Annotated in this window: 20 protein-coding genes, 1 pseudogene and 1 riboswitch; of the genes and pseudogenes, 10 read left to right on the forward strand and 11 right to left on the reverse strand. The window is 39.9% G+C overall.

Annotated features, from left to right (window positions below; translation table 11 throughout):
- Positions 1–161 precede the first annotated feature (161 nt).
- Together pbpG and F933_RS10315 are read left to right on the forward strand one after the other, a co-directional pair.
- Entirely contained in the window at positions 162–1,229 is a 1,068-nt protein-coding gene (pbpG, locus tag F933_RS10310) for a D-alanyl-D-alanine endopeptidase PBP7/8 (protein ID WP_155757857.1), read from the forward strand.
- A 177-nt stretch (positions 1,230–1,406) separates the two neighbouring features.
- Positions 1,407–2,179, forward strand: a pseudogene (locus F933_RS10315) (hypothetical protein).
- 77 nt (positions 2,180–2,256) lie between these two features.
- On the opposite strand, the gene thrC reads toward F933_RS10315, so the two are convergent.
- The 4 genes from thrC to xerD form a co-directional block, all read right to left on the reverse strand.
- The gene (gene thrC / locus F933_RS10320) at positions 2,257–3,396 is read right to left on the reverse strand and encodes a threonine synthase (RefSeq protein WP_005060939.1); all 1,140 of its coding nucleotides are present in this window, start codon (positions 3,394–3,396) and stop codon (positions 2,257–2,259) included.
- Between the two features lie 57 nt (positions 3,397–3,453).
- Positions 3,454–4,755 (reverse strand): homoserine dehydrogenase, encoded by a 1,302-nt coding sequence (locus F933_RS10325; protein WP_005050842.1) that lies wholly within the window; start codon positions 4,753–4,755, stop codon positions 3,454–3,456.
- 128 nt (positions 4,756–4,883) lie between these two features.
- The gene (locus F933_RS10330; protein WP_005060940.1) at positions 4,884–5,699 is read right to left on the reverse strand and encodes a DsbC family protein; all 816 of its coding nucleotides are present in this window, start codon (positions 5,697–5,699) and stop codon (positions 4,884–4,886) included.
- 131 nt (positions 5,700–5,830) lie between these two features.
- On the reverse strand, positions 5,831–6,751 hold the full coding sequence (xerD, locus tag F933_RS10335; protein ID WP_034710973.1) for a site-specific tyrosine recombinase XerD: 921 nt from the start codon (positions 6,749–6,751) through the stop codon (positions 5,831–5,833).
- Positions 6,752–6,900: 149 nt separating this feature from the next.
- Here xerD and F933_RS10340 point away from each other — a divergent pair, with 149 nt between their 5' ends.
- From F933_RS10340 to ftsW, 6 genes are all read left to right on the forward strand, one after another.
- A complete protein-coding gene (locus F933_RS10340) occupies positions 6,901–7,161 on the forward strand; it encodes a FeoA family protein (RefSeq protein ID WP_005050848.1) in 261 nt (86 codons plus the stop codon).
- Positions 7,158–9,011 (forward strand): ferrous iron transporter B, encoded by a 1,854-nt coding sequence (feoB, locus tag F933_RS10345; RefSeq protein ID WP_005060943.1) that lies wholly within the window; start codon positions 7,158–7,160, stop codon positions 9,009–9,011. Before F933_RS10340 ends, feoB begins: the two co-directional genes overlap by 4 nt.
- 55 nt (positions 9,012–9,066) lie before the next feature.
- Positions 9,067–9,318: a DUF6587 family protein gene (locus tag F933_RS10350; RefSeq protein WP_005060946.1), complete on the forward strand. Its 252-nt coding sequence runs from the start codon at positions 9,067–9,069 to the stop codon at positions 9,316–9,318.
- 61 nt (positions 9,319–9,379) lie between these two features.
- Complete coding sequence (locus F933_RS10355; RefSeq protein WP_005060948.1) at positions 9,380–9,670, forward strand: hypothetical protein; 291 nt, start codon at positions 9,380–9,382, stop codon at positions 9,668–9,670.
- A 130-nt stretch (positions 9,671–9,800) separates the two neighbouring features.
- The gene (gene murD / locus F933_RS10360) at positions 9,801–11,159 is read left to right on the forward strand and encodes a UDP-N-acetylmuramoyl-L-alanine--D-glutamate ligase (RefSeq protein ID WP_005060950.1); all 1,359 of its coding nucleotides are present in this window, start codon (positions 9,801–9,803) and stop codon (positions 11,157–11,159) included.
- 10 nt (positions 11,160–11,169) lie between these two features.
- Positions 11,170–12,363, forward strand: coding sequence for a putative lipid II flippase FtsW (gene ftsW / locus F933_RS10365; protein WP_005060952.1), 1,194 nt, complete (start codon positions 11,170–11,172; stop codon positions 12,361–12,363).
- Between the two features lie 48 nt (positions 12,364–12,411).
- Here the strand turns inward: ftsW and gluQRS are convergent, their stop codons facing one another.
- The 5 genes from gluQRS to thiC form a co-directional block, all read right to left on the reverse strand.
- Positions 12,412–13,320 carry a tRNA glutamyl-Q(34) synthetase GluQRS gene (gluQRS, locus tag F933_RS10370; RefSeq protein WP_005060953.1) on the reverse strand — a complete coding sequence of 303 codons (909 nt, stop codon included), beginning with the start codon at positions 13,318–13,320 and terminating at the stop codon, positions 12,412–12,414.
- An 11-nt stretch (positions 13,321–13,331) separates the two neighbouring features.
- Positions 13,332–13,865 (reverse strand): RNA polymerase-binding protein DksA, encoded by a 534-nt coding sequence (gene dksA / locus F933_RS10375; RefSeq protein WP_005050857.1) that lies wholly within the window; start codon positions 13,863–13,865, stop codon positions 13,332–13,334.
- 189 nt (positions 13,866–14,054) lie between these two features.
- The gene (gene cpdA, locus F933_RS10380; RefSeq protein ID WP_005060955.1) at positions 14,055–14,870 is read right to left on the reverse strand and encodes a 3',5'-cyclic-AMP phosphodiesterase; all 816 of its coding nucleotides are present in this window, start codon (positions 14,868–14,870) and stop codon (positions 14,055–14,057) included.
- Positions 14,871–14,895: 25 nt separating this feature from the next.
- Positions 14,896–15,504, reverse strand: coding sequence for an NUDIX domain-containing protein (locus F933_RS10385; RefSeq protein ID WP_005050859.1), 609 nt, complete (start codon positions 15,502–15,504; stop codon positions 14,896–14,898).
- 75 nt (positions 15,505–15,579) lie between these two features.
- On the reverse strand, positions 15,580–17,475 hold the full coding sequence (gene thiC / locus F933_RS10390; RefSeq protein WP_005060958.1) for a phosphomethylpyrimidine synthase ThiC: 1,896 nt from the start codon (positions 17,473–17,475) through the stop codon (positions 15,580–15,582).
- An 84-nt stretch (positions 17,476–17,559) separates the two neighbouring features.
- Positions 17,560–17,680, reverse strand: a riboswitch (TPP riboswitch).
- A gap of 146 nt (positions 17,681–17,826) precedes the next feature.
- On the opposite strand from thiC, the gene phoU reads away from it, so the two are divergent.
- Entirely contained in the window at positions 17,827–18,549 is a 723-nt protein-coding gene (gene phoU / locus F933_RS10395; RefSeq protein ID WP_005060960.1) for a phosphate signaling complex protein PhoU, read from the forward strand.
- A gap of 286 nt (positions 18,550–18,835) precedes the next feature.
- On the opposite strand, the gene F933_RS10400 is transcribed toward phoU, so the two are convergent.
- Together F933_RS10400 and argH are read right to left on the reverse strand one after the other, a co-directional pair.
- Positions 18,836–19,108, reverse strand: a complete 273-nt coding sequence (locus tag F933_RS10400) for an oxidative damage protection protein (RefSeq protein WP_005050864.1) — start codon at positions 19,106–19,108, stop codon at positions 18,836–18,838.
- 9 nt (positions 19,109–19,117) lie between these two features.
- Complete coding sequence (gene argH, locus F933_RS10405) at positions 19,118–20,551, reverse strand: argininosuccinate lyase (RefSeq protein WP_005060963.1); 1,434 nt, start codon at positions 20,549–20,551, stop codon at positions 19,118–19,120.
- Between argH and F933_RS10410 the strand changes: the two genes are divergently transcribed.
- Positions 20,542–21,684, forward strand: coding sequence for a sensor histidine kinase (locus F933_RS10410; RefSeq protein WP_034710752.1), 1,143 nt, complete (start codon positions 20,542–20,544; stop codon positions 21,682–21,684). The genes argH and F933_RS10410 overlap by 10 nt on opposite strands.
- Positions 21,685–21,733 lie beyond the last annotated feature (49 nt).

The following is a 21,733-nucleotide window of genomic DNA, read 5'->3' on the forward strand; positions in this document are numbered from 1 at the left end:
ATTAGCTTGCAATGAAACGACAAAATTAGCAATCCTATTCTTCGTGTTTAGAGAATAGTTGTACACAATTGTGTCTATAAAAGCTTTACCCGATTTGTTCAAATGTAAGGCATAATGATAGTAAGCGCAAATGTGCAGCGTCCTGAGTTGAGTATTGTGTCGTGAGAAATTCTAAAAAATCTGTCATGCATGTTTTAAGCATGTCTATCTTGTTGGCGTGGAGTTCAACAAGTTTTGCTGAGTTGGTTGTAAATAACAACTCGGCTACTTCGAGTGCCAATGAATCTTCTGCTTCATTGAATTGGTCTGCAAATGACGTTAGCCAATTTATGGAAGATGATGATTCATTAGAGGTTAGTCCGCAAGGCTCAACCTCTGTGACGACGACCTTAAGAGGTGGTGGTACAGCAACAATTACTTCATCCGCAACGCCGCAGAAAAGCTTACAGATTCGTGATACATCAGGATACAGTAGTCAGCCTTCTGTGAATGCTCGTGCCGCTTTGGTCATGGATGCTCAAACTGGCGAAGTCCTTTACAGCAAAAATAGTAATATGTCAGTGCCAATTGCATCGATTACTAAAGTTATGACAGCTGTGGTTACTGCTGATGCGCGTTTGAATATGTCTGAAGAAGTTACTTTGCAAATGATTGATTTTGCAGGTGCAGGCGGGAAAAATTCAAGCTCAACTTTACGCGCTGGCGATACCATGAATCGCGCTGAATTACTGCTATTTGCTTTAATGAAATCTGAGAACCCTGCTGCTGCGGCATTAGCACGTACATATCCTGGTGGTCGTTCAGCTTTTATTGCTGCAATGAATGCTAAAGCCAAACAATTGGGTATGACATCTACTCACTATGCAGAGTCTACAGGCTTAGATCCGCATAATGTTTCTTCTGCACGTGATTTAGGTATTTTAGTTAGTGCTGCATCACAATATGGATTGATTCGTCAATTTTCAACCACACCGACCTATGATTTTAATCTCGGCTATCGTGTTTTAAAATCGAATAACACCAATGCTTTAGTACGTAATGGTGGTTGGAATATTAACTTGTCTAAAACGGGTTATATTAACGAGGCAGGGCGTTGTGTGGTAATGCATACGACTGTAAATTCTCGCCCAGCAGTCGTGGTACTCTTGGGCGCACCAAGTTCGCAATCTCGTACTAATGACGCGACTAATTTGCTCAATTGGCTGAGTTCATTACCAAAAAGAGTTTAATAATTTAAAGACTCAAAAGCTTCTCTTTATGAGGAGCTTTTTTTATATATCAAAACGACAGTTTAAGACGTAAAGTTCAGTTTAAGATCTTTTATTTTTAGTATATTTTGCTAAATTATGATCTCAGTATATTTAATAATTCATTTGAAATTAATAATTTAAAATTGGGGATCTAAGATGCCAATGTATGTAATTCGTGAAAAATATTTTGGTTATAACGATGAAGTTTTTTATGCGTCGGGGAGTCGAATTGCCAGTGTTTTTGAGAGTAAAGAACAAGCTGAAACAACTTATAAGCAACTTGAAATTAAAGCTGCACGTAACTTTTTTTATATGAAGTTGAATCATTATTTGATGCAGATGAGTCATTATTAAAACAATTGGATGATTTTGTCTTTTCACGTTGTGGTGAACATATTTATCAGGATGGAGGCGTTTCACGAGAAACGCTGCCTGAAAGCTTAAATGATGAGGATACTTTTGAGTTTATTCAACTGGCCAATATGCAAAGTTATCAATTTATTCATTTTGATCAAGATATTAAGTTCTACGGCCTATGGTCAGTAAAAAAGCAGCAATGGGTGGAGGAGCATGATGAGTTTTTTGCAAGTTTGGTTTATTCGCAGCAACCTGAACAATTAAAAAGTAATGTCGTAACGATTTTTGCCGATTACGATTATGGTGATATTCAGATCAAAGGTTCATTTGAGGAGTTGTCTGATCAGCCAGCACTTTTACAGGCAATGATTCATTCTCAGTCAGGTTTAAAATATAATCAGAAAACACAGACTTTAATTATTATGCATGGTTGGGAAGAAGAGCCTTTGTATGCGGTTAATCCTTTGCTCAAACAGCCTTTATTTGAGATTAAACAGATAGCTTTAGAAGAGATTCAAGCAATTGAGAAAGAGTTGTCAAAGCAGTATAGCTATGAAGACGAATATGAGTGAAAAGAAAAATAATCTATCTTTTTGAGTAAAAAAACCAGTTGCAAGCAACTGGTTTTTTATTTCTTTAGAATTTATTCTTACATGTTAGAAAGAATCGAATCTTTGACTTGATCCATTGTCGCATCAATTGACAACATCACAGCATCAGCACATTGCTTAATTGCTGTATCAGGATCTTTCAAACCATTACCAGTCACAGTACATACAATCACCGAACCTTCAGCAATTTTGCCTGCTTTAATGTCACGAATAGCACCACCGATAGACGCTGCAGAAGCAGGTTCTACAAACACACCTTCATATATAGAAAGTAAGCGTTGTGCTTCAAGAATTTCACTATCTTGAAGTTCATCAAACCAGCCTTTAGAGTCACGTACAACAGCTTTAGCATGGTTCCAGCTTTGTGGATTACCAATACGAATTGCTGTAGCAACAGTTTCAGGACTCTCAACTGGTGCACCACGTAAAAATGGTGCTGCGCCAGCAGCTTGATAACCTGCCATGATTGGTAAACCTTCAGGTTTAGGACCAGTGAATTGATCTGTTGCCGCATCATAGATGACTTGTTCGAACTGATCCGCAGGTTGGTTGGCAACTGCTTCAGTATAACCCATCCAGTGTGCCGTGATATTACCGGCATTACCTACTGGTAAGCAGTGATAATCAGGTGCACGACCTAAAGCTTCTACGATTTCGTAAGCAATGGTTTTTTGACCTTGCAAACGATATGGATTAATTGAGTTTACAATCGTTACAGGAGCTTGATCAGCAACTTCTTTAACTAGACGCATACCGTCATCGAAGTTACCACGAATTTGCATGGTGATTGCACCGTACATCATTGCTTGAGCCATTTTACCCATTGCAATTTTACCTTCAGGAATCAAGACAAATGCTTTGATGCCTGCACGTGCTGCATATGCAGCCGCAGCCGCTGAAGTGTTGCCTGTAGATGCACAGATAATCGCTTTAGAGCCTTCTTCAACTGCTTTAGTCACTGCCATCGTCATGCCACGGTCTTTAAAAGAACCCGTTGGATTTAGACCTTCATACTTCACATAGATTTCAACATTCTTGCCAATAATACGTGGAATATTCTCTAATTTAATGAGCGGAGTATTACCTTCGCCTAAAGAAATAGCACGTGTAGTTGCAGACACAGGTAAACGGTCACGATAACGATCTACAAGACCAGTATAACGATTGGCATTCGACATGATGGTGTTCCAATATGAGGTAGAGCGGGGTGAGGGAGATCATTTCCCTCAACCTGATTAACTATCGAGCGATTCTAAACGAATTCTTACGATTTCGCCACGAATTGCAGGTAATGCTTGAATTTGTGCTAAAGCTTCATCCATTTTTGACTCGATGATCGGATCGGTCAAGATTACGATTGGAATCAGATCTTTAAGGCGAGATTGCTGCATGATGGCATCAATACTGATACCAGCGCGACTCAAGATCGAGGTGACATCTGCCAACACACCTGTTTGATCTTCAGCATTTAAACGGATGTAATAACCCGTTGTCATTTCTTCACGGCTGAGAATCGGCACATTGGTCAATGCTTCAAAAGCAAGTTGCGGAATTGTACCTGCACCGTCTTCTGTGTAAGAAATATCACGGACAATATCAATCACATCAGCAACAACAGCCGATGCTGTTGGACCTGCACCCGCGCCAGCACCGTAGTAAAGTGTTGGACCAACGGCGTGCGCTTGTACCAATACGGCATTTTTAACGCCATTTACATTAGCAATTAATTCTTCTGCAGGAATCAGTGTTGGATGTACACGTAACTCAATTCCTTTTTCTGCACGACGAGCAATACCTAAGTGTTTGATACGGAAACCAAGCTCTTCAGCATATTTCACATCTTGTGCTGTAATTTTGCTAATGCCTTCGGTATAGACTTTATTGAATTGAAGTGGGATACCAAACGCACACGACGCTAAAATCGTTAGCTTATGTGCAGCATCAATTCCTTCAACATCAAAAGTTGGATCAGCTTCAGCGTAACCGAGTTCTTGAGCTTCTTTAAGTACATCATCAAAAGCACGGCCTTTTTCGCGCATTTCGGTCAAGATAAAGTTACCTGTACCATTGATGATTCCTGCCAACCATTGAATATGATTTGCAGCAAGACCTTCACGAATTACTTTAATAATTGGAATACCGCCAGCAACCGCTGCTTCATAGGCGATTTGCACAGCATTATCTTCGGCAGCCTTGAACAGCTCATTGCCATGTTCAGCCAGTAATGCTTTGTTCGCAGTGACAACTTGTTTGCCATGCTTAATGGCTTCCATGATGACTTCATAGGCAGGATGAATCCCACCCATTACTTCAACCACGACATCAACATCAGGTTGACGTACGATTTCCATGAGGTCTTCGCTTTGTTTAATGCCATCAAGTTGTAAATCTGGACGTGGACGGCGGGTGCCTACGTGTGTAATTTGAATTTCTCGACCGGTACGGCGTTTAATTTCAGCAGCATTTTCTTGTAGTAATTTAAGGGCTCCACCACCTACAGTACCAAGACCGAGTATCGCCAGACGAACTGGTTTCACGTCACACTCCATTTTATTCAATCATTTTAATGAAGCTTGATCATAGCTAAAAAAGTGAGCAGACACTAGGGCTAAGATCATCTTTAATCTGTCGCCCGAGTCGTTTGATTTAGTCTTTTGAAAATATTTTATTTTTCGAGTCGTTTTGTGATTTCATCAGGTGTCATATAGCCCCCTAAATACTCACCATCAACGTTGTAAATTGCAGGTGTTCCATTTACACCCATGTTTAAACCCAATTGATATTGATCACGAACAGGGTTTTTACATGCTGCTGCAGCAACAGGAAGGCCTTGTGCGGCTTGATCAAAAGCTGACTTACGATCTTCGCTACACCAAATGGCTTCCATAGTTGGCATAAATTGCTCGCCACGTGGCCATGCAATATAACGAACCTCAATGCCTTTGGCATTAATTTCAGCTAGATGTTCGTGTAGTTTATGGCAATAAGGACAACTTGAATCGGTAAATACATAAATCACATGTTTTGCTTTGCCATCTTTGGCAGGGTAAACAATCAAATCTTCGGTTTTTAGAGCAGCTAAGTGTTTTTTATTTTCAGTTGCTTGTAATGATTCACTCACATTCTTCAGTTGCTTGTCGCCTAAACGAATTACATCACCTTGAATGATATATTGACCATCGCTCGTGGCATATACTGATCCCATGCCTTCTAAACTGACCCAGAATAAATTAGGTACTTCCGTTTTTTTAATCGAAACGATTTTGGCATTAATATTCGCGGTTTTAAAATGTTTTTCTAAGGTTGAGATGAGACGTTGTTGAGCATTACGTTCATTTAAGGTAGATGCTTCACCTGTCGCAGGTGCACTTGCTGTAAGAGCATCTTGTTTTTGTGCTGAATTTTCTTTTGAACATGCACTGACTAATAATGTTGATGCCAATGTACAAGCAAGTACGAGCTGAGAGCGAGTAAACGACATAAAGAACCTTTTTCATAGTGTATTTATAAACTTGCTCAAGCATACCAAAAAATTAGATTTACTTCGTTAAATCTTGCTTGAGCTATGTGAACGAAATCTACTTTGCTGTATATCTTCGATAAAAGGCTGTTTTAACCCCTTGGATGGTATTTGCTATGTAGTTCTTGCATTCGATGTTGCGCAACATGCGTATAAATTTGTGTGGTTGAAAGATCACTATGTCCGAGCAGCATTTGCACTACGCGTAAATCAGCGCCGTGATTAAGTAAATGTGTCGCAAAAGCATGTCGTAGTGTATGTGGAGATAATTCAGCTTGAATATTGGCTTGCAGAGCATAACGTTTAATGGCGTACCAAAAATTTTGTCGACTCATGATGCCGCCATGTTGAGTCAAAAATAAATAATCGGTGCTACTTTTATAAAGCTGTGGACGTGATTCTGATAAATATTTTTCTACCCAATCGCAAGCATACTGTCCGAGAGGTACGAGACGTTCTTTATTGCCTTTGCCTGTGATACGTAAAAAACCCTGTTTTAAGTTAATTAGCTCTAAACGCAAATTGAGTAATTCTGAAACACGCAGTCCACATGCATATAAAACTTCTAACATAGCACGATCTCGAAGACCTAAAACATGCGTGATGTCTGGTGCATGAATCAAAGCTTCTACATCTTGTTCCGATAAATCTTTGGGTAAGGCACGACCAATTTTAGGCGAATGATGCGTTGCTACAGGATTGTCATCTCTTAGTTTTTGTTCTCTTAAAAATTTAAAGAATTGTCGTAATGCGGATAGACATCTTGCAATTGAACGTGGGCTTTTCCCTGCTTTGGTCAGCGCAATGAGTACATCTGCGATATCGTCACTTGACCATTGTGGTAATAGTGAGGTGGTGTGTAATTCACTACATTGGATCAAATCAGACAAATAGGCATTGCGTGTGTGTGGGCTGACTGTTTGAGCCACTAAATAATCTCGAAAACCTTGTAAAAAGCCCAAATGTTCAGGAATGTTGACGGCAGTAGGAATACGAGGTTTTTTATTCAATATCATCAGAAAATTCCTTTATTCAGTTGCACTGTAAAAGAAAAATGAATTGTTGTCGATCTGTGACAAAGCGAAATGGCATTGAGATTGTTTTTGGTAATTATTCTCATTTGCTTGTATACTAGCCACAAAAGCGTTAAGGGTTAGAAGCGGTGCGATTGTCAGCATTAAAAGTCAAGCAAACAGCGATGATTACGAAAGTAAATCGCTTAGTCGATGAGGCAGAACAGCCAGATTTAGTTGCCGTTCGTTTAGAAAGTTTGGGCTTTGTACCTGGTACTCAAGTGCAGGTGATCACTAAAGGTATTTTTGGTGGTGATCCGATTCTAATCCAAATTGGTTTTACTCGTTTTGCGTTACGTAAAACCGAAGCAGACAAAATTGAAATTCAGCTTGAAGGAGCACCTGCATGAGTGATGCGCTACGTGTTGCCCTTGTGGGAAATCCAAACTGCGGTAAAACATCTTTATTTAATCATTTAACAGGAACTCGCCAAAAAGTAGCGAACTATGCGGGGGTCACTGTTGAACGTAAAGTTGGACATTTTCAGCTTCCTTCAGGAAAAAATGTTCGTGTCTTGGATTTACCAGGAACGTATAGCTTAAAAGCGACCAGTCCTGATGAAGAAATCACTCGTGATGTTTGCCAAGGTAAGATTGCGGAAGAAGGGCAGCAAGATGCCTTTTTATGTGTGGTTGATGCAACTAATTTGAAGCTACATCTAGGTCTCGTTTTAGAAGTCATCGAGCTTGGTCGTCCGATTCTTGTTGTATTAAATATGATGGATGAAGCACGTCGTCGTGGCATTCAGATTAATACACAGAAGTTATCTGAACGCTTGGGTGTGCCAGTGGTAGAGACTGTTGCGGTACGTAATTCAGGGATCGAAAATTTACTGCACGCATTAGATCAAGGTAAATACACAGTTCCACAAACCGAACTGAGTGGTTTGACAGGCGAACATCATCAAAAAATTGAAGTGATTTTCAAAGATGTCGTTAACTTTAATGATCAAGAAGATAAGCGTACAGATTTTCTAGATAAGATCTTTTTACACCCTGTATTGGGACTACTCAGTCTAGCAGTGATGATGTTCATTGTATTCCAAGCGGTATTTGCTTGGGCTGCACCTTTTATGGATGGAATTGAAACATTCTTTGGGTGGCTGGGTGAAACCTTGGGTGAGCACATAAGCCAACCTTTACTTCAAAGTTTAGTTGTTGATGGAATCATTGCAGGTGCTGGCGGTGTTGTGGTGTTCTTGCCACAAATTTTGATTCTGTTTTTCTTTATCTTGGTTTTAGAAGAATCAGGCTATTTACCTCGCGCAGCGTTTTTGCTTGATAAGTTGATGTTTAAAGCGGGTTTGAGTGGACGTGCTTTTATCCCTTTACTCTCAAGTTTTGCATGTGCAATCCCCGGTATTATGGCAACACGTAGTATTAGTGATCACCGTGATCGTTTCACCACGATTATGGTTGCACCGCTGATGACATGTTCGGCACGTTTGCCTGTATATGCTTTGCTGATAGCCGCATTTATTCCGACTCAAACAGTGTGGGGTATTTTTAATTTGCAAGGTTTAGTTTTATTTGGATTATACATGGCGGGAATTGTTAGTGCGCTATGTGTGTCTATGGTGATGAAATTTCTGCAAAAAGATAAATCACAGCATGCGCTATTACTCGAGCTACCAAGTTACCGTATTCCAGATTTGAGAAGTGTTGGGATTGGCTTACTGGATCGCGCCAAAATATTCTTAAAGCGCGTGGGTGGTATCATTTTCGCACTTTCAATTTTACTTTGGTTCTTATGTACTTTTCCTCAAGCGCCAGATGGAGCAACTCAACCTGCAATTGATTACAGTTTCGCAGGTATGTTAGGCCATTTATTACAACCTATTTTTGCACCTGTTGGTTTTAACTGGCAGATCGTGGTTGCACTGATTCCTGCAATGGCGGCGCGTGAAGTGGTGGTTGCTGCATTGGGTACTGTATATGCATTATCTGGTGCAGATGATGATGCGGTCGCTCAAGGTTTATCACACTTAATTAGTGCGGATGGAACAGGCTGGTCGCTTGCAACTGGATTATCACTCTTGGTGTGGTTTATCTATGCGCCGCATTGTTTGGCAACATTGGCAACGGTTCGCCGTGAAACAGGCTCATGGAAACACGTCGCAGTCATGACAGCTTATTTGTTTGGCTTAGCTTATTTAATGTCTTTCTTTACCTATCAAATTGCATCACGCATTTGGGGGTAATGAAATCTCACTTATACCTTCCTTCAAGTAAGGAAGGTAATTATTGGAGAGGCTTATGTTTGAGTACTTAATTATTGCTGTATTGGTGCTATGGAGTGCTATTGTTGTTTTTAAAAAAGTATTTCCTAAAACTGCAAGTTCAGCATCTCTAGCGGTCTCGAATTTTTGTCAGCGTTTAGGTTGGCAACGTTTGGCAGTCTGGTCTAAACCTAAAATAATAGTCGGTTGTGGCGGGGGCTGTGGTTGTTCAACAGATGAAGCTGAAAGTAAAAAAGCAGAGTCTATACAAGCGGTTAAATGGCGTTAAAAAATAGCAATCGCCTATATTTATTAATGATATAGGCGATTGTTGAAAGAAAATGATAAAAATGAATCAAATTCAAAAGATTGAAGAAAAACCGTTAAGCCTTAAGCATAAAATCATTCTGATTGGGTTTATGATCTTGGTTACGATAATCTTTCTACTCGGATTGAAGGATGAACCAACACCTTATCGAGCTGGATTGAATTGGCTAGGTACAATTTTTTGTTTCATCTATTTATGGTTACGACCTGAAGCTATTGCGCTAAAGATAAAGGGAATCCAACCGAAGAAAATTGACCGATTGATGTATTTGGCATTAGCTTTGTGGGTGATTGCATTGTTTACTTCATTCTGATTCAGCTATTCGATTTAGCTTTTACGCACTGACACAAAAAAGCATGAATAAAACTAAAACTGAAAAAGCATTTAAAACAGTAAAGTGCTAACATTTTTGCCATTCTGTGAACTGGAAAAATGGGGCAAAAATGTTAATACAACGTGGTGGATTAAAAGTTGTGGCTGGCTTGGGTATTTCAGGCGTGTCCGCAGTCAATTTTCTATTTGAAAAAGGCTACCAAGTTGCTGTCACAGATTCTCGTGCGACCCCTCCTGGGCATGATCAAATTCCGACAGGTGTTCGAACCAGTTTTGGAAAATTAGATACTGAGCTTTTATTGCAAGCAGAAGAAATTATTCTTAGCCCTGGTTTGGCACCCCAACTTCCTGAAATTCAGCAAGCAATTGAAAAAGGTATTCCAGTTGTTGGTGATATACAACTTTTACGTCGTGCAACAGATGCACCGATTGTTGCCATCACAGGTTCTAATGCTAAAAGTACAGTGACAACTCTCATTGGGTTAATGGCTGCGGATGCAGGAAAGAAAGTTGCAGTTGGGGGTAATTTAGGTCGTCCTGCATTAGATTTATTAAAAGATGAGCCTGAACTCATTATATTGGAATTGTCTAGTTTTCAACTTGAGACTACATCACACTTAAATGCTGATGTCGCTGTTGTTTTGAACATGAGTGAAGATCATTTAGATCGTCATGGTGATATGTTTGGTTATCATAAAGCCAAGCATCGAATTTTTCAGGGAGTAAAAAAGGTTGTTTATAACCGTGACGATAATTTAAGTCGTCCTCTTGTCCCTGATGTTACACCAATGCAGAGTTTTGGTCTAAATGCCCCAGATTTAAATCAATTTGGGGTGCTCCGAGATGCCGATGGCACGATGTGGTTGGCACGTGGTCGTGAACGTTTGCTTAAAACTTCAGAGATGTATATTCAAGGTATGCATAACGTTGCCAATGCTCTAGCGTGTTTGGCATTGGGTGAAGCGATTGCTTTGCCAATATCTTCTATGCTTGAGACCTTAAAACACTTTAAAGGCTTAGAGCATCGCTGTGAATACGTGAAAACAGTCGATGATGTGCGTTACTACAATGATTCAAAAGGAACAAATGTCGGTGCAACCCTTGCTGCTATTGATGGTTTAGGTGCCGCTATTGAGGTGAAGCAAGGTAAATTAGCACTCATTTTAGGTGGGCAGGGGAAAGGGCAAGATTTCAAACCATTACGTGAAGCAATTCAAAAATATGTGAAGAGTGTAATTTTGATTGGTGAAGACGCAGCTGTGATTGAGCAAGCTATTCAAGGCAGTAGTATTATTCAACATGCCAGTAGCTTAAAAGAGGCGGTAGAATTGGCTCAAAAAGTAACGCAGGCTGAAGATGTGGTATTGCTATCGCCTGCATGTGCAAGTTTTGATATGTTTAAAAGCTATAATGACCGTGGGCATCAATTCGTGGCATGTGTAAATGCCTTGAATGAAAATAAAAACTAGGAATAGAATTATGGCTGATTTAGCCCAAAACATGACCCAAAAGATTTCGCAGATAGTGAATCGTTTGCCGAAATTTCCTGCGGAATTGACAGCACGAAATATTCTTATTTTTTGTGTGATTTCTTTATTATGTTTCGGTTCAGTGATGGTTGCATCGGCTTCAATGCCTTACGCTGAATATATTCATGAAAATCCTTTTTATTTTGTGATTCGTCATGGGATTTCGATTGTTGTTGCAGCAGTGGTCGCTTTTTTAACCTATCGTATCTCATTGAATCTTTGGTTTAAAAATGCATTTCCTTTGTGGCTTGTGACCATGGTGCTATTGCTCGCTGTTTTGGTGGTTGGTTCAGAAGTCAATGGTGCACATCGTTGGATTAAAGTCGGTGGTTTTACGTTACAGCCAACAGAGATTGCCAAAATCGTGATGGCAATTTTTACCGCAGACTATGTTGTACGCCGTGCAAAAGAAGTTAGAACGCATTGGAAAGGTTTGTTGCGACTGAGTGGTGTTATGGCGCTCACTGTCGGTTTTATTGTGGCAGAGCCTGACTTAGGTGCAACAGTCGTTATTGTTTTGATGATGGTTGGAGTGTTCTTTTTGGCAGGCGCACCCGCAACTCAGTTCTTAATTATGTTAGGGGCAATTCTTGCAGGGATTACCGCACTGATTTTATTTGAACCATTCCGTTTTCAACGTTTAATTTCATTTACCAATCCTTGGGCAGATCCATTAGGTGTCGGTTATCAGTTATCGAATGCATTGATGGCCTTTGGACGAGGAGAGTGGATTGGAACAGGTTTGGGGCATAGTGTCCAAAAACTTTCTTATCTTCCAGAAGCACATACAGACTTTATGCTCGCCGTTCTTGGTGAAGAATTTGGTTTTGTTGGTGTGACGTTGGTCATGATTCTCTCATTCACGATGTTGGCTTGCTGTATTCGTATTGGGCATCGTGCTTTGCAGCATAATTATTTAAGAGCAGGGTACTTAGCTTACGGTATTAGTATTATCTTCTTGCTGCAAATCTTAGTAAATGCAGGGATGAATATGGGCTTACTACCAACTAAAGGTTTGACCTTACCATTTATTAGTTATGGCGGTTCATCGTTAATGATGTGTGCGGCAATGATTAGTTTAATTCTGAAAATTGATGCATCTACACAAGAGTTGAATCCTGTGAAAGAAGAGTCAAATTTCTAACGATTTTCTGATTGAAAAGCCCTGACGATGCTCAGGGCTTTTTTTTGCTTATAAAAAAGTAGCTGTGAGATGAATCCCTTTTGGAATTAAGTCCACATCCCATTGCTGTACAACTTGTTGTAGCATAACTCTAGGCTGATCAAGTTCAACGAATGGCTGTCCTAGCGCTAATATCGCTTGCTGTAGGAGTTCTGGAGCTCTGTGAATATCCAAGGCTTGTGCCAAATTCTGTTTCGATAGTTTTTGCCCTTGATCGTTCATCGCAAGCGGTAAATGCATATAGTTTAAATTCGGATAATTCAGCAAAGAACCCAACCAAATCTGTCGCGCTGTATTATCCAATAAATCTGCGCCACGAACGACATGAGTGATGTTTTGTAGATAATCATCTACTACAACAGCCAATTGATAACTAATGATTCCATCACGACGTTTGAGAGCGAAATCGCCAAGATCATGCTTGAGGTTTGAGCATTGCTGACCCTGTAAGCGATCGTCAAAACAAATCAATTGATCGGCAACTTTTAAACGAATCGCTTGCTCAGCAAAATCAAGATTTAGATCACGACAAGTGCCTGCATAAATATGATTAGAACCGAGTATTTTTCGAGTACATTGACATGCATAGATTGCGTTAGCATTTTTTAATTGTTCTAACACATGCTCATAAAGACCTAAATGATCTTTTTGGAAGATAATCTCAGCATCAGGTTCAAATTGAAAGGCATCAATACAGCTAAGAATGTGATTTTTGCTATCAGGATAGATGCGAGGAATATCTGTATCTTCAATACGAACCAGCCATTTACCCCGATTGGCTTTGGCATCGCAATAACTAGCAACTGCGGTGAGCAGGGAGCCAAAATGCAATGGGCCGGTTGGCGATGGTGCAAACCGACCCACATATGAGCGGAGATTAAGTAAAGCATCGCTTTGCTTAACTTCATGGCTCAACACGGTTTTCAAAATTAACCGTTGTTTTGCTTTTCTTTGATTTCAGCCAAAGTTTTGCAATCAATACATTGAGTTGCTGTTGGACGTGCTTCTAAACGACGTAAACCGATTTCAATACCGCAAGTTTCGCAGTAACCGTAATCTTCACTTTGAATTGCTTCAAGAGATTGTTCGATTTTACGAATGAGTTTGCGTTCACGGTCACGCGTACGTAATTCAATCGCAAACTCTTCTTCTTGAGTTGCACGGTCATTGACATCAGGAAGCGCAGTTGATTCATCTTGCATTGTATTCAAGGTACGATCAACTTCTGACATTAACTCGGCTTTCCATGCATTTAAGATTTGGCGGAAATGCTCAAGTTGCCCTTCAGACATGTATTCTTCATTTTTTTTCGGCTGATATGGTGCAATCCCAAATAAGCTTGCAGTGGTTCCACCTTCTGAAGCTTTCGGTTTGGTTTTACGCACACGTTTTACAGGCGCTTTTTGGTCGTCAATCACTTCTGTATTTTCGTCCAAGACTTGATTTTGGTTGTCATTCGCCATATAGGGCATTCCTCATCTTACACGTACTATCTATACGCAAAAAATATGGTGATATGCAAGTGTTTTTATAGAAACCTAAGATGGTTTTTCCCATCAAGGGTCGCCATCATATAGACTTTTTGGACAAGATGGTAGTCATTCCCGCCCAGATTTTGTGAGAAATCGTCAATGTAATTTGTAATTAAAAATTTAGTCATAACCTAGAACTTCAGAGCTACTCAATCTTTGCGAGCTAGAAAGCCGATAAACTTGTGTTTCTAACTCGCCATTGGCTTTAAGGCGAATATAGCGATAGCCTGGATGTTCTTCATCTAATGCGAATTTATCGCTTTTCGGCTTAAATTGGATACAGGTTGATGGTGTTGATAAAAATTCGACACCCTGCCAACTATGAATAGAGTCTTGATGTACATGACCGCAGACAATAGCTTTGACATTATGAAATGACTGAATAGTCTCTAATAAATCAGAAGAGTTCTTTAATTTATGCTGATCAATCCACGCGGATTGCATTGCAAATGGATGATGATGGCAAGCAATGATGACATGCCGATCTGATAATCGAGTGAGTTGCTCGGTTAAATACTGCAACTGTGCCTCAGTAATTTTCCCATCAATCCGTTGTGGTTGGGCGCTATTTAATAAAATGATACACCAAGCACCTAACTCGACGACTGTAGGTTGAGTAGGATCGACTTCATGGAATGGGAAATGAGTAACATCATCATGGTTCCCTGGAGTATGAAAAAAGGGAATACCTAGACTTTTCATATATTGTAAATAGCGTTGATACGTCACAGGTGTTGGATTTTGTGCCAAATCGCCTGTATGTACTATTAAGTCAACTTCAGGGTGCTGTTGGCGCATCAAGTCGATTACGGCATGAAAACTTTGCTCAGGTTGCATCCCGACAAATTCTAAATGCGGATACTCTAATAAGTGTGTATCAGTAATCTGTATCATCACAAAATCTTTTTGTGATAATGATGAGACTTGGAACGTCACCTTCTTACCCCTTTTAGATTTATTATCATTGTTGTATATGTTGAGCTAACCACTGTAATGCCATAATTACAGGTGCATTGCTCAAACGTCCATTTTTTAAAAGTGTTGATAATTGGTCATAGTTGAATAAATGAAGTTGGATATTTTCCCCTTCATCAGGCATGCCAAAAATTCCACCTTCATTCGGTAAATTTACTTCTGCTGTATATAGATGAAAAAATTCAGAACATGCACCAGCTGAGGGGTAGAAGCTAAATAAATGTTCGAGTTCAGTGATTTCACAACCAGATTCTTCTAAGCTTTCACGGCGGATACAGGTTTCAGGTGATTCATTTCCATCCAGTACACCTGCAATCACTTCGAGCTGCCAAGCAGACTCTGCATCGTTAAGTGCGCCAATACGAAATTGTTCAATTAAAGCAAATTTTTGTTTTTGATCGTTATAAAGTAAAACACCAGCAGCTTCAGGGCGATGTATTAATTCACGATGAATCAGTGGCGAATAATCACTTCGATTGAATAATCGATGCTTAAGGCTCACTTTCTCAACTTGAATGAATCCTCGAAATAAAAACTCTCGAGATTCTATCGTAACGTCGGATGCTGAATAGCTGGCGTGGTCAAGAATAGTCATCTGCAATCAGGATGAGATTGTACATATCTCATCCTAACCGAGAATGATTCACGGGAAAATCTTTTTTTAGTCGATTTAAAGCTTGTGGTATAGTTTTTGACCATGTTCCTGATAAGCGGTTTTCATCGCACTGAGACCTGCTTCAACTTCTGTTTCAGCATCATTTGACTGATTGGCATTGCGTTGATTTTGCGCATAATCTCGCACATTTTGTGTGATTTTCATGGAGCAGAATTTTGGTCCACACATTGAGCAGAAATGAGCAGATTTATGCGCTTCTTTCGGAAGTGTTTCATCATGCATACTACGTGCTGTGTCTGGGTCTAAGCTTAAATTAAACTGATCATCCCAACGGAATTCAAAGCGTGCTTTTGATAGCGCGTTATCACGGACTTGCGCACCCGGATGACCTTTGGCTAAGTCGGCTGCATGTGCTGCAATTTTGTAGGTGATGATACCGTCTTTCACGTCTTTTTTGTTTGGTAAACCTAAGTGTTCTTTAGGTGTTACATAGCATAGCATTGCGGTACCGTACCAGCCGATCATCGCAGCACCAATTGCAGAGGTAATGTGGTCATAACCCGGTGCGATATCAGTTGTTAGTGGACCAAGTGTATAGAAAGGTGCTTCTTTACAGACTTCAAGTTGTAGATCCATATTTTCTTTAATCATATGCATTGGTACATGACCGGGACCTTCAATCATCACCTGTACATCATGTTCCCAAGCGCGATGTGTGAGTTCACCTAATGTCTTAAGTTCACTGAATTGTGCTTCGTCATTGGCATCTTGAACACAGCCTGGACGTAGACCATCACCTAAACTGAATGACACATCATAGGCTTTCATGATTTCACAAATTTCGTCGAAATGTGTGTATAGAAAATTTTCTTGATGATGCGCAAGACACCATTGCGCCATAATTGAACCGCCACGAGATACAATACCTGTGAGACGATTTGCTGTCATTGGAACATAGCGTAATAACACACCTGCGTGAATGGTGAAGTAATCTACACCTTGTTCAGCTTGTTCAATCAAGGTGTCTTTAAAGATTTCCCAAGTGAGGTCTTCGGCAACACCATCAACTTTTTCCAACGCTTGGTAAATTGGAACAGTACCGATTGGAACTGGTGAGTTGCGGATAATCCATTCACGTGTTTCATGGATATTCTTACCTGTCGATAAGTCCATGATGGTGTCAGCACCCCAACGGGTTGCCCAGGTCATTTTAGCGACTTCTTCATCAATGGATGAACCCAGTGCCGAGTTACCAATATTGGCGTTAATTTTGACCAAGAAATTACGACCAATAATCATCGGTTCAATTTCAGGATGATTAATGTTGGCAGGAATAATCGCACGTCCTGCGGCAACTTCTTGACGCACAAATTCTGGGGTGATTTCTTTTAAATTCTGCGCGCCAAAGTTTTGTCCAGTATGTTGGCGCATATCTACACCTTCACCTTGGCGCTGATTCTCACGAATCGCAATATATTCCATTTCAGGTGTGATAATGCCTTGTTTGGCATAGTGCATTTGAGTAACGTTTTTACCTGCCTTAGCTCGACGAGGGTTTTGAATGTGAGCAAAACGAATGTCAGCTGTACGAATATCTTTTAAGCGGGCTTGACCAAAATCAGAACTTAAACTTGAGAGTACGTCAGTATCATCACGTTCTTCAATCCAAGTTTGGCGGACTGAAGGTAAACCTTGATTTAAGTCAATTTGTACATTCGGGTCGGTATAAACACCTGATGTGTCATAAACCATAACAGGTGGATTGTATTCACCACCTAAGCCTGTTGGTGTTTCAGTTAAACTAATTTCACGAAATGGAACTTGGATATCTGGGCGAGAACCTTGTATATAAACTTTTTTTGATGCGGGTAAAATACGAGTTAAATCTTTAGCATCTTGCTCATGTTGAGCAGAAATATCAGCAGAGGGAAGATTCGTTAATTGGTTCATGGCATGATCCTTATGTATTACATTAACGAATCAAGCACGAGCAAAAACGATAGCGAATTTATCTCTTTGATAAATAAAGGCGAGGCTTTTGTTGGGCTTGATTCCTACGCAGGTGTTAACCTGATCAGGTTCAACGGTACTCATCTTTAAATCTTGCGATTAAGATAATCTCAGCAGTTTATTAACTGCGCTCCGTCAAGCTAGGCGTTTAGACTAACAGATTTTTTTGATTTTGTTGTATCAAATAACATCATTCGATAATCAGTAAATACATGCTATTGTCATAAAAGTTTCATCATTCCTATGTTTAAATCACCAATCATTTTTCCATGTGTCTAGTGGAGGCATACTGTGAGTCCAAGTAACCCTGTGTTAAGTCACCATATTTCTTCACAATTTAATGAAGACTTACAAGATGTACATACCAAATTTATGACCATGGGAGGATTGGTAGAGCAGCAGGTTGCCAATGCAATCCATGCTTTATTAGATACTGATGCAAATTTGGCCATTGATGTTCAGTTCAAAGATAACGTTGTCAATCAATATGAGCGAGATATAGATGAAGGTTTGACCTTGATTTTAGCTCGTCGTCACCCAGCGGCAATTGATCTACGTATGGTGATTGCGATGAGTAAAGCCAATACTGATCTTGAGCGTATTGGAGATGAAGCTGCAAAAATTGCTCGAATCGCGCAGAACTTGTGCGAAGAAGGCGAGTCACCTCGTGGTTACATGGAAACGCGTCATATTGGTAATCAGGTTCGTGTCATGATCCATGATGCTTTAGATGCGTTTGCGCGTTTAGATGTTGATCAGGCTTTAAAAGTTGTAATGGCAGACGTAGATATTGATCGTGAGTATCAATCAGCGACTCGTACCCTTATGACCTATATGATTGAAGATCCACGCCATATTGCTCGCGTGATCAACGTGATGTGGGTGCTTCGTTCATTAGAGCGTATTGGTGATCATGCGCGTAATATTTCTGAGCAAGTGATTTACATGGCAAAGGGTATGGATGTTCGACATACCAGTATTGAAGAGATTGAGCAAAAAATGAATCAAAAATAAATTATTCAATTGATCTCAGTTTAAACCGCAAAATTATTTTGCGGTTTTTTGAATCCAAGAATAAAAAAATCCCAGACTTCGGGGGAAAAGTCTGGGAGAGAAATATCATGCATTGTTGAGATATCAAACTATCTCTTTGTCCTTCTGCTTTCTAATATATGAGTAATCGCCAGAGCTGTCATGTAGACAAGTGTGTATACTCTGTAATGCTTTATTACTTGTGTAAATATCACGTAAAAAAAGAGCTGAAAACAGCTCTTTTTTTTCAGGAATAGAGGAATATTTCTTATTTCTCTTCAGTCCAACCTTCAGCTTTTTCAACGCTTTCATCATTGTTAAAGAATTTCTCACGTTGTTCTTCAAGAAACTTCTTGGCATCAGGTTCAAATACATTTAAACGCTTTTCGTTAATCAGTGTCGTCTGATGTTTTAACCATTCTTGCCAAGCTTGTTTAGATACATTGTCAAAGAACTCTTGACCTTTTGCACCTGGAAATGGTGCAAAGTCTAAACCCTCAAGTTCTTGTTTGTATTTACGGCAAAATACTTGTCTAGTCATGATTCATCCTTATGCGTATAGCTGTTCTAGGCGAGTATGGGCGCGAGCAATTGCAGCTTCTACCTGTTTTGGCGCTGTTCCACCAATATGATCACGTGCATTGACAGAAGCTTCAAGCGTGAGCGCTTTGTCAAATACATCAGCTTGAATCAAATCAGAGAACTGTTGTAATTGTTCAAGTGTTAATTCAGAAAGATCTTTGTCTTCAGCAACACCTAAAGCAACAGCTTTACCTACAATTTCATGGGCATCACGGAATGCGACACCATTTTTTACAAGATAATCAGCAAGGTCAGTTGCAGTAGAGAATCCACGTAATGCTGCCTCGCGCATAATTGCAATATTAGGAACTAATGCAGGGATCATGTCAGCAAATGCCATCAACGAGCCACGCACTGTATCAATGGCATCGAATAAAGGCTCTTTGTCTTCTTGGTTATCTTTGTTATAAGCCAATGGCTGACCTTTCATCAACGTCAGTAAACTGATCAAATCACCAAAAACGCGACCGGATTTACCACGAATGAGTTCTGGTACATCTGGATTTTTCTTTTGTGGCATGATTGAAGAGCCTGTGCAGAAGCGATCAGGAATATTCACAAACTTGAATTGAGCTGAAGTCCATAAAATGAGTTCTTCAGACATACGTGATAAGTGCATCATGATCAATGCGGCTGCTGCATTGAACTCAATAGCAAAGTCACGATCCGAAACAGCATCAAGTGAGTTTTCAGATACCGCTTCAAAACCTAAAAGTTCAGCAGTATAAGCACGATCAATTGGATAGGTTGTCCCAGCCAATGCAGCTGAACCTAATGGCATACGATTTACACGCTTACGACAATCTTGCAAACGTTCTGTATCACGGACTAGCATTTCAAACCAGGCCAGTAAATGATGACCAAAAGTCACGGGTTGAGCCGTTTGTAAATGAGTGAAGCCTGGCATAATCGTGTTGGTATTCTTGCTTGCTAGTTGCAAAATACCTTGTTGTAGGCGCTGTAAAATTGTCAAAATGTCGTCAATTTCATCGCGTAAATATAAGCGTATATCCGTCGCAACTTGGTCATTACGGCTACGACCTGTATGTAGTTTTTTACCTGTAATACCAATACGTTGAGTCAAGCGAGACTCAATATTCATATGTACATCTTCTAAATCAATACGCCATTCAAAATTGCCCGCTTCAATTTCTGCTTGAATGGTCGTTAAACCCTGAGTGATGTCATCACGTTCAGCTTCAGTTAGTACACCAACTTTAGCAAGCATGGTTGCATGAGCAATCGAGCCTGCAATATCTTGTTTATAAAAACGTTGGTCAAATTGCACAGATGCGGTAAATTCAGCAACAAATGCATCTGTTGCTTCTGAGAAGCGACCGCCCCACATTCCTGAGGTTTGATTAGGGCTTGCTGTAGAAGAGGATTGAGAAGATGTGGTCATGGCGGCTCAGCAAAATAAAAAAGAGTATAGCAAATCCAAACGCAGTTGCCGAAACTCGACGCAAGAAGTTATCGCAAACACGTCAGATGAATGCGTCAGGCTCCTATTTTTTTACGAAAATCGGGCAATGGCAACACTTATTGGAATTAATTGTTGCGAGTAATGTTCTAGCAATGGTTCTCGCTTTGGCTGAAGCACAGTCATGGCAAGCCTTAGAAAGTATTCGTGTGTTGCAATATATGTTTTTTATTAACTGGGTTATTTTGTCCTTTTCAGCCCTTGTTGACTATTTTCAAGAGTTTTTCGCCAAATTTAGTCAAAAACTGGCTTTAATTTTAGGTTTTATTTTACTTCAACTGATTGTTTTATTTACGACTTGTGCGATAAATATAATACAATACTGGTCATTGGGTCGAGAGCCTTTCTCAGATGCAATATTGTTCCATAACACCAGTTTAAATTTAGGTTACGGAGTATTGCTGGGCGCATTTTGCTTGCGTTATTTATATATGCGAGAAAGATGGCTCAATCAGCAATACAGTGAATTAAATGCGCGTATTCAAGCGATGCAGGCACGTATTCATCCGCATTTTCTATTTAATAGCTTAAATAGTGTGGTGAGTTTGATTGCGATTGCCCCTGACAAAGCTGAAAACATGTTGATTAATTTATCTCGATTATTTCGAGCGAGTTTTCAAGAACTCAAGCTGGTGAGCTTGGCTGAAGAAATTGATCTCTGTCAGCAATATTTAAGTATTGAAAAGATGCGTTTGGGAGAGCGTTTGACAGTAGAGTGGAACATACAAGCTACCCCAATTGAATTAAAACGTGCCACGATTCCATTATTAACATTGCAACCTTTGCTAGAGAATAGTATTTTTCATGGTGTTGAAACGTTTTTGCGACCATCGACAATCACTGTATTGGTTGAAATATTGCAAAATCAGGTCAGTATAGTCATTACTAACCCATATTCTCACGATACAATAAAATCGAAAAAGGGAAATGGTATTGCAATAGAAAATGTGAAACAACGCTTGCAAGCCTATTATGGGCGAACAGTAAAGTTTCAGGTATACGGGGGACAGTCGTTCTATACCACAGTGGTGAATTACCATTATCGAGTAAAATAATAAACTCAGTTAACCATAAAAATTATGGATGAAGTTAACGGTGACAAGG

The organism is Acinetobacter beijerinckii CIP 110307, from assembly GCF_000369005.1.
GTDB classification, from domain to species: domain Bacteria; phylum Pseudomonadota; class Gammaproteobacteria; order Pseudomonadales; family Moraxellaceae; genus Acinetobacter; species Acinetobacter beijerinckii.

What these genes read in the sequence shown, in the direction of transcription:
- thrC (WP_005060939.1), bottom strand. Translation starts at nt 3,396, where the DNA reads ATGTCGAATGCCAATCGTTATACTGGTCTTGTAGATCGTTATCGTGAC.
- F933_RS10330 (WP_005060940.1), bottom strand. Translation starts at nt 5,699, where the DNA reads ATGTCGTTTACTCGCTCTCAGCTCGTACTTGCTTGTACATTGGCATCA.
- feoB (WP_005060943.1), top strand. Translation starts at nt 7,158, where the DNA reads ATGAGTGATGCGCTACGTGTTGCCCTTGTGGGAAATCCAAACTGCGGT.
- F933_RS10350 (WP_005060946.1), top strand. Translation starts at nt 9,067, where the DNA reads ATGTTTGAGTACTTAATTATTGCTGTATTGGTGCTATGGAGTGCTATT.
- F933_RS10355 (WP_005060948.1), top strand. Translation starts at nt 9,380, where the DNA reads ATGAATCAAATTCAAAAGATTGAAGAAAAACCGTTAAGCCTTAAGCAT.
- murD (WP_005060950.1), top strand. Translation starts at nt 9,801, where the DNA reads ATGTTAATACAACGTGGTGGATTAAAAGTTGTGGCTGGCTTGGGTATT.
- ftsW (WP_005060952.1), top strand. Translation starts at nt 11,170, where the DNA reads ATGGCTGATTTAGCCCAAAACATGACCCAAAAGATTTCGCAGATAGTG.
- dksA (WP_005050857.1), bottom strand. Translation starts at nt 13,865, where the DNA reads ATGGCGAATGACAACCAAAATCAAGTCTTGGACGAAAATACAGAAGTG.
- F933_RS10385 (WP_005050859.1), bottom strand. Translation starts at nt 15,504, where the DNA reads ATGACTATTCTTGACCACGCCAGCTATTCAGCATCCGACGTTACGATA.
- thiC (WP_005060958.1), bottom strand. Translation starts at nt 17,475, where the DNA reads ATGAACCAATTAACGAATCTTCCCTCTGCTGATATTTCTGCTCAACAT.
- F933_RS10400 (WP_005050864.1), bottom strand. Translation starts at nt 19,108, where the DNA reads ATGACTAGACAAGTATTTTGCCGTAAATACAAACAAGAACTTGAGGGT.
- F933_RS10410 (WP_034710752.1), top strand. Translation starts at nt 20,542, where the DNA reads ATGTGGTCATGGCGGCTCAGCAAAATAAAAAAGAGTATAGCAAATCCA.
- argH (WP_005060963.1), bottom strand. Translation starts at nt 20,551, where the DNA reads ATGACCACATCTTCTCAATCCTCTTCTACAGCAAGCCCTAATCAAACC.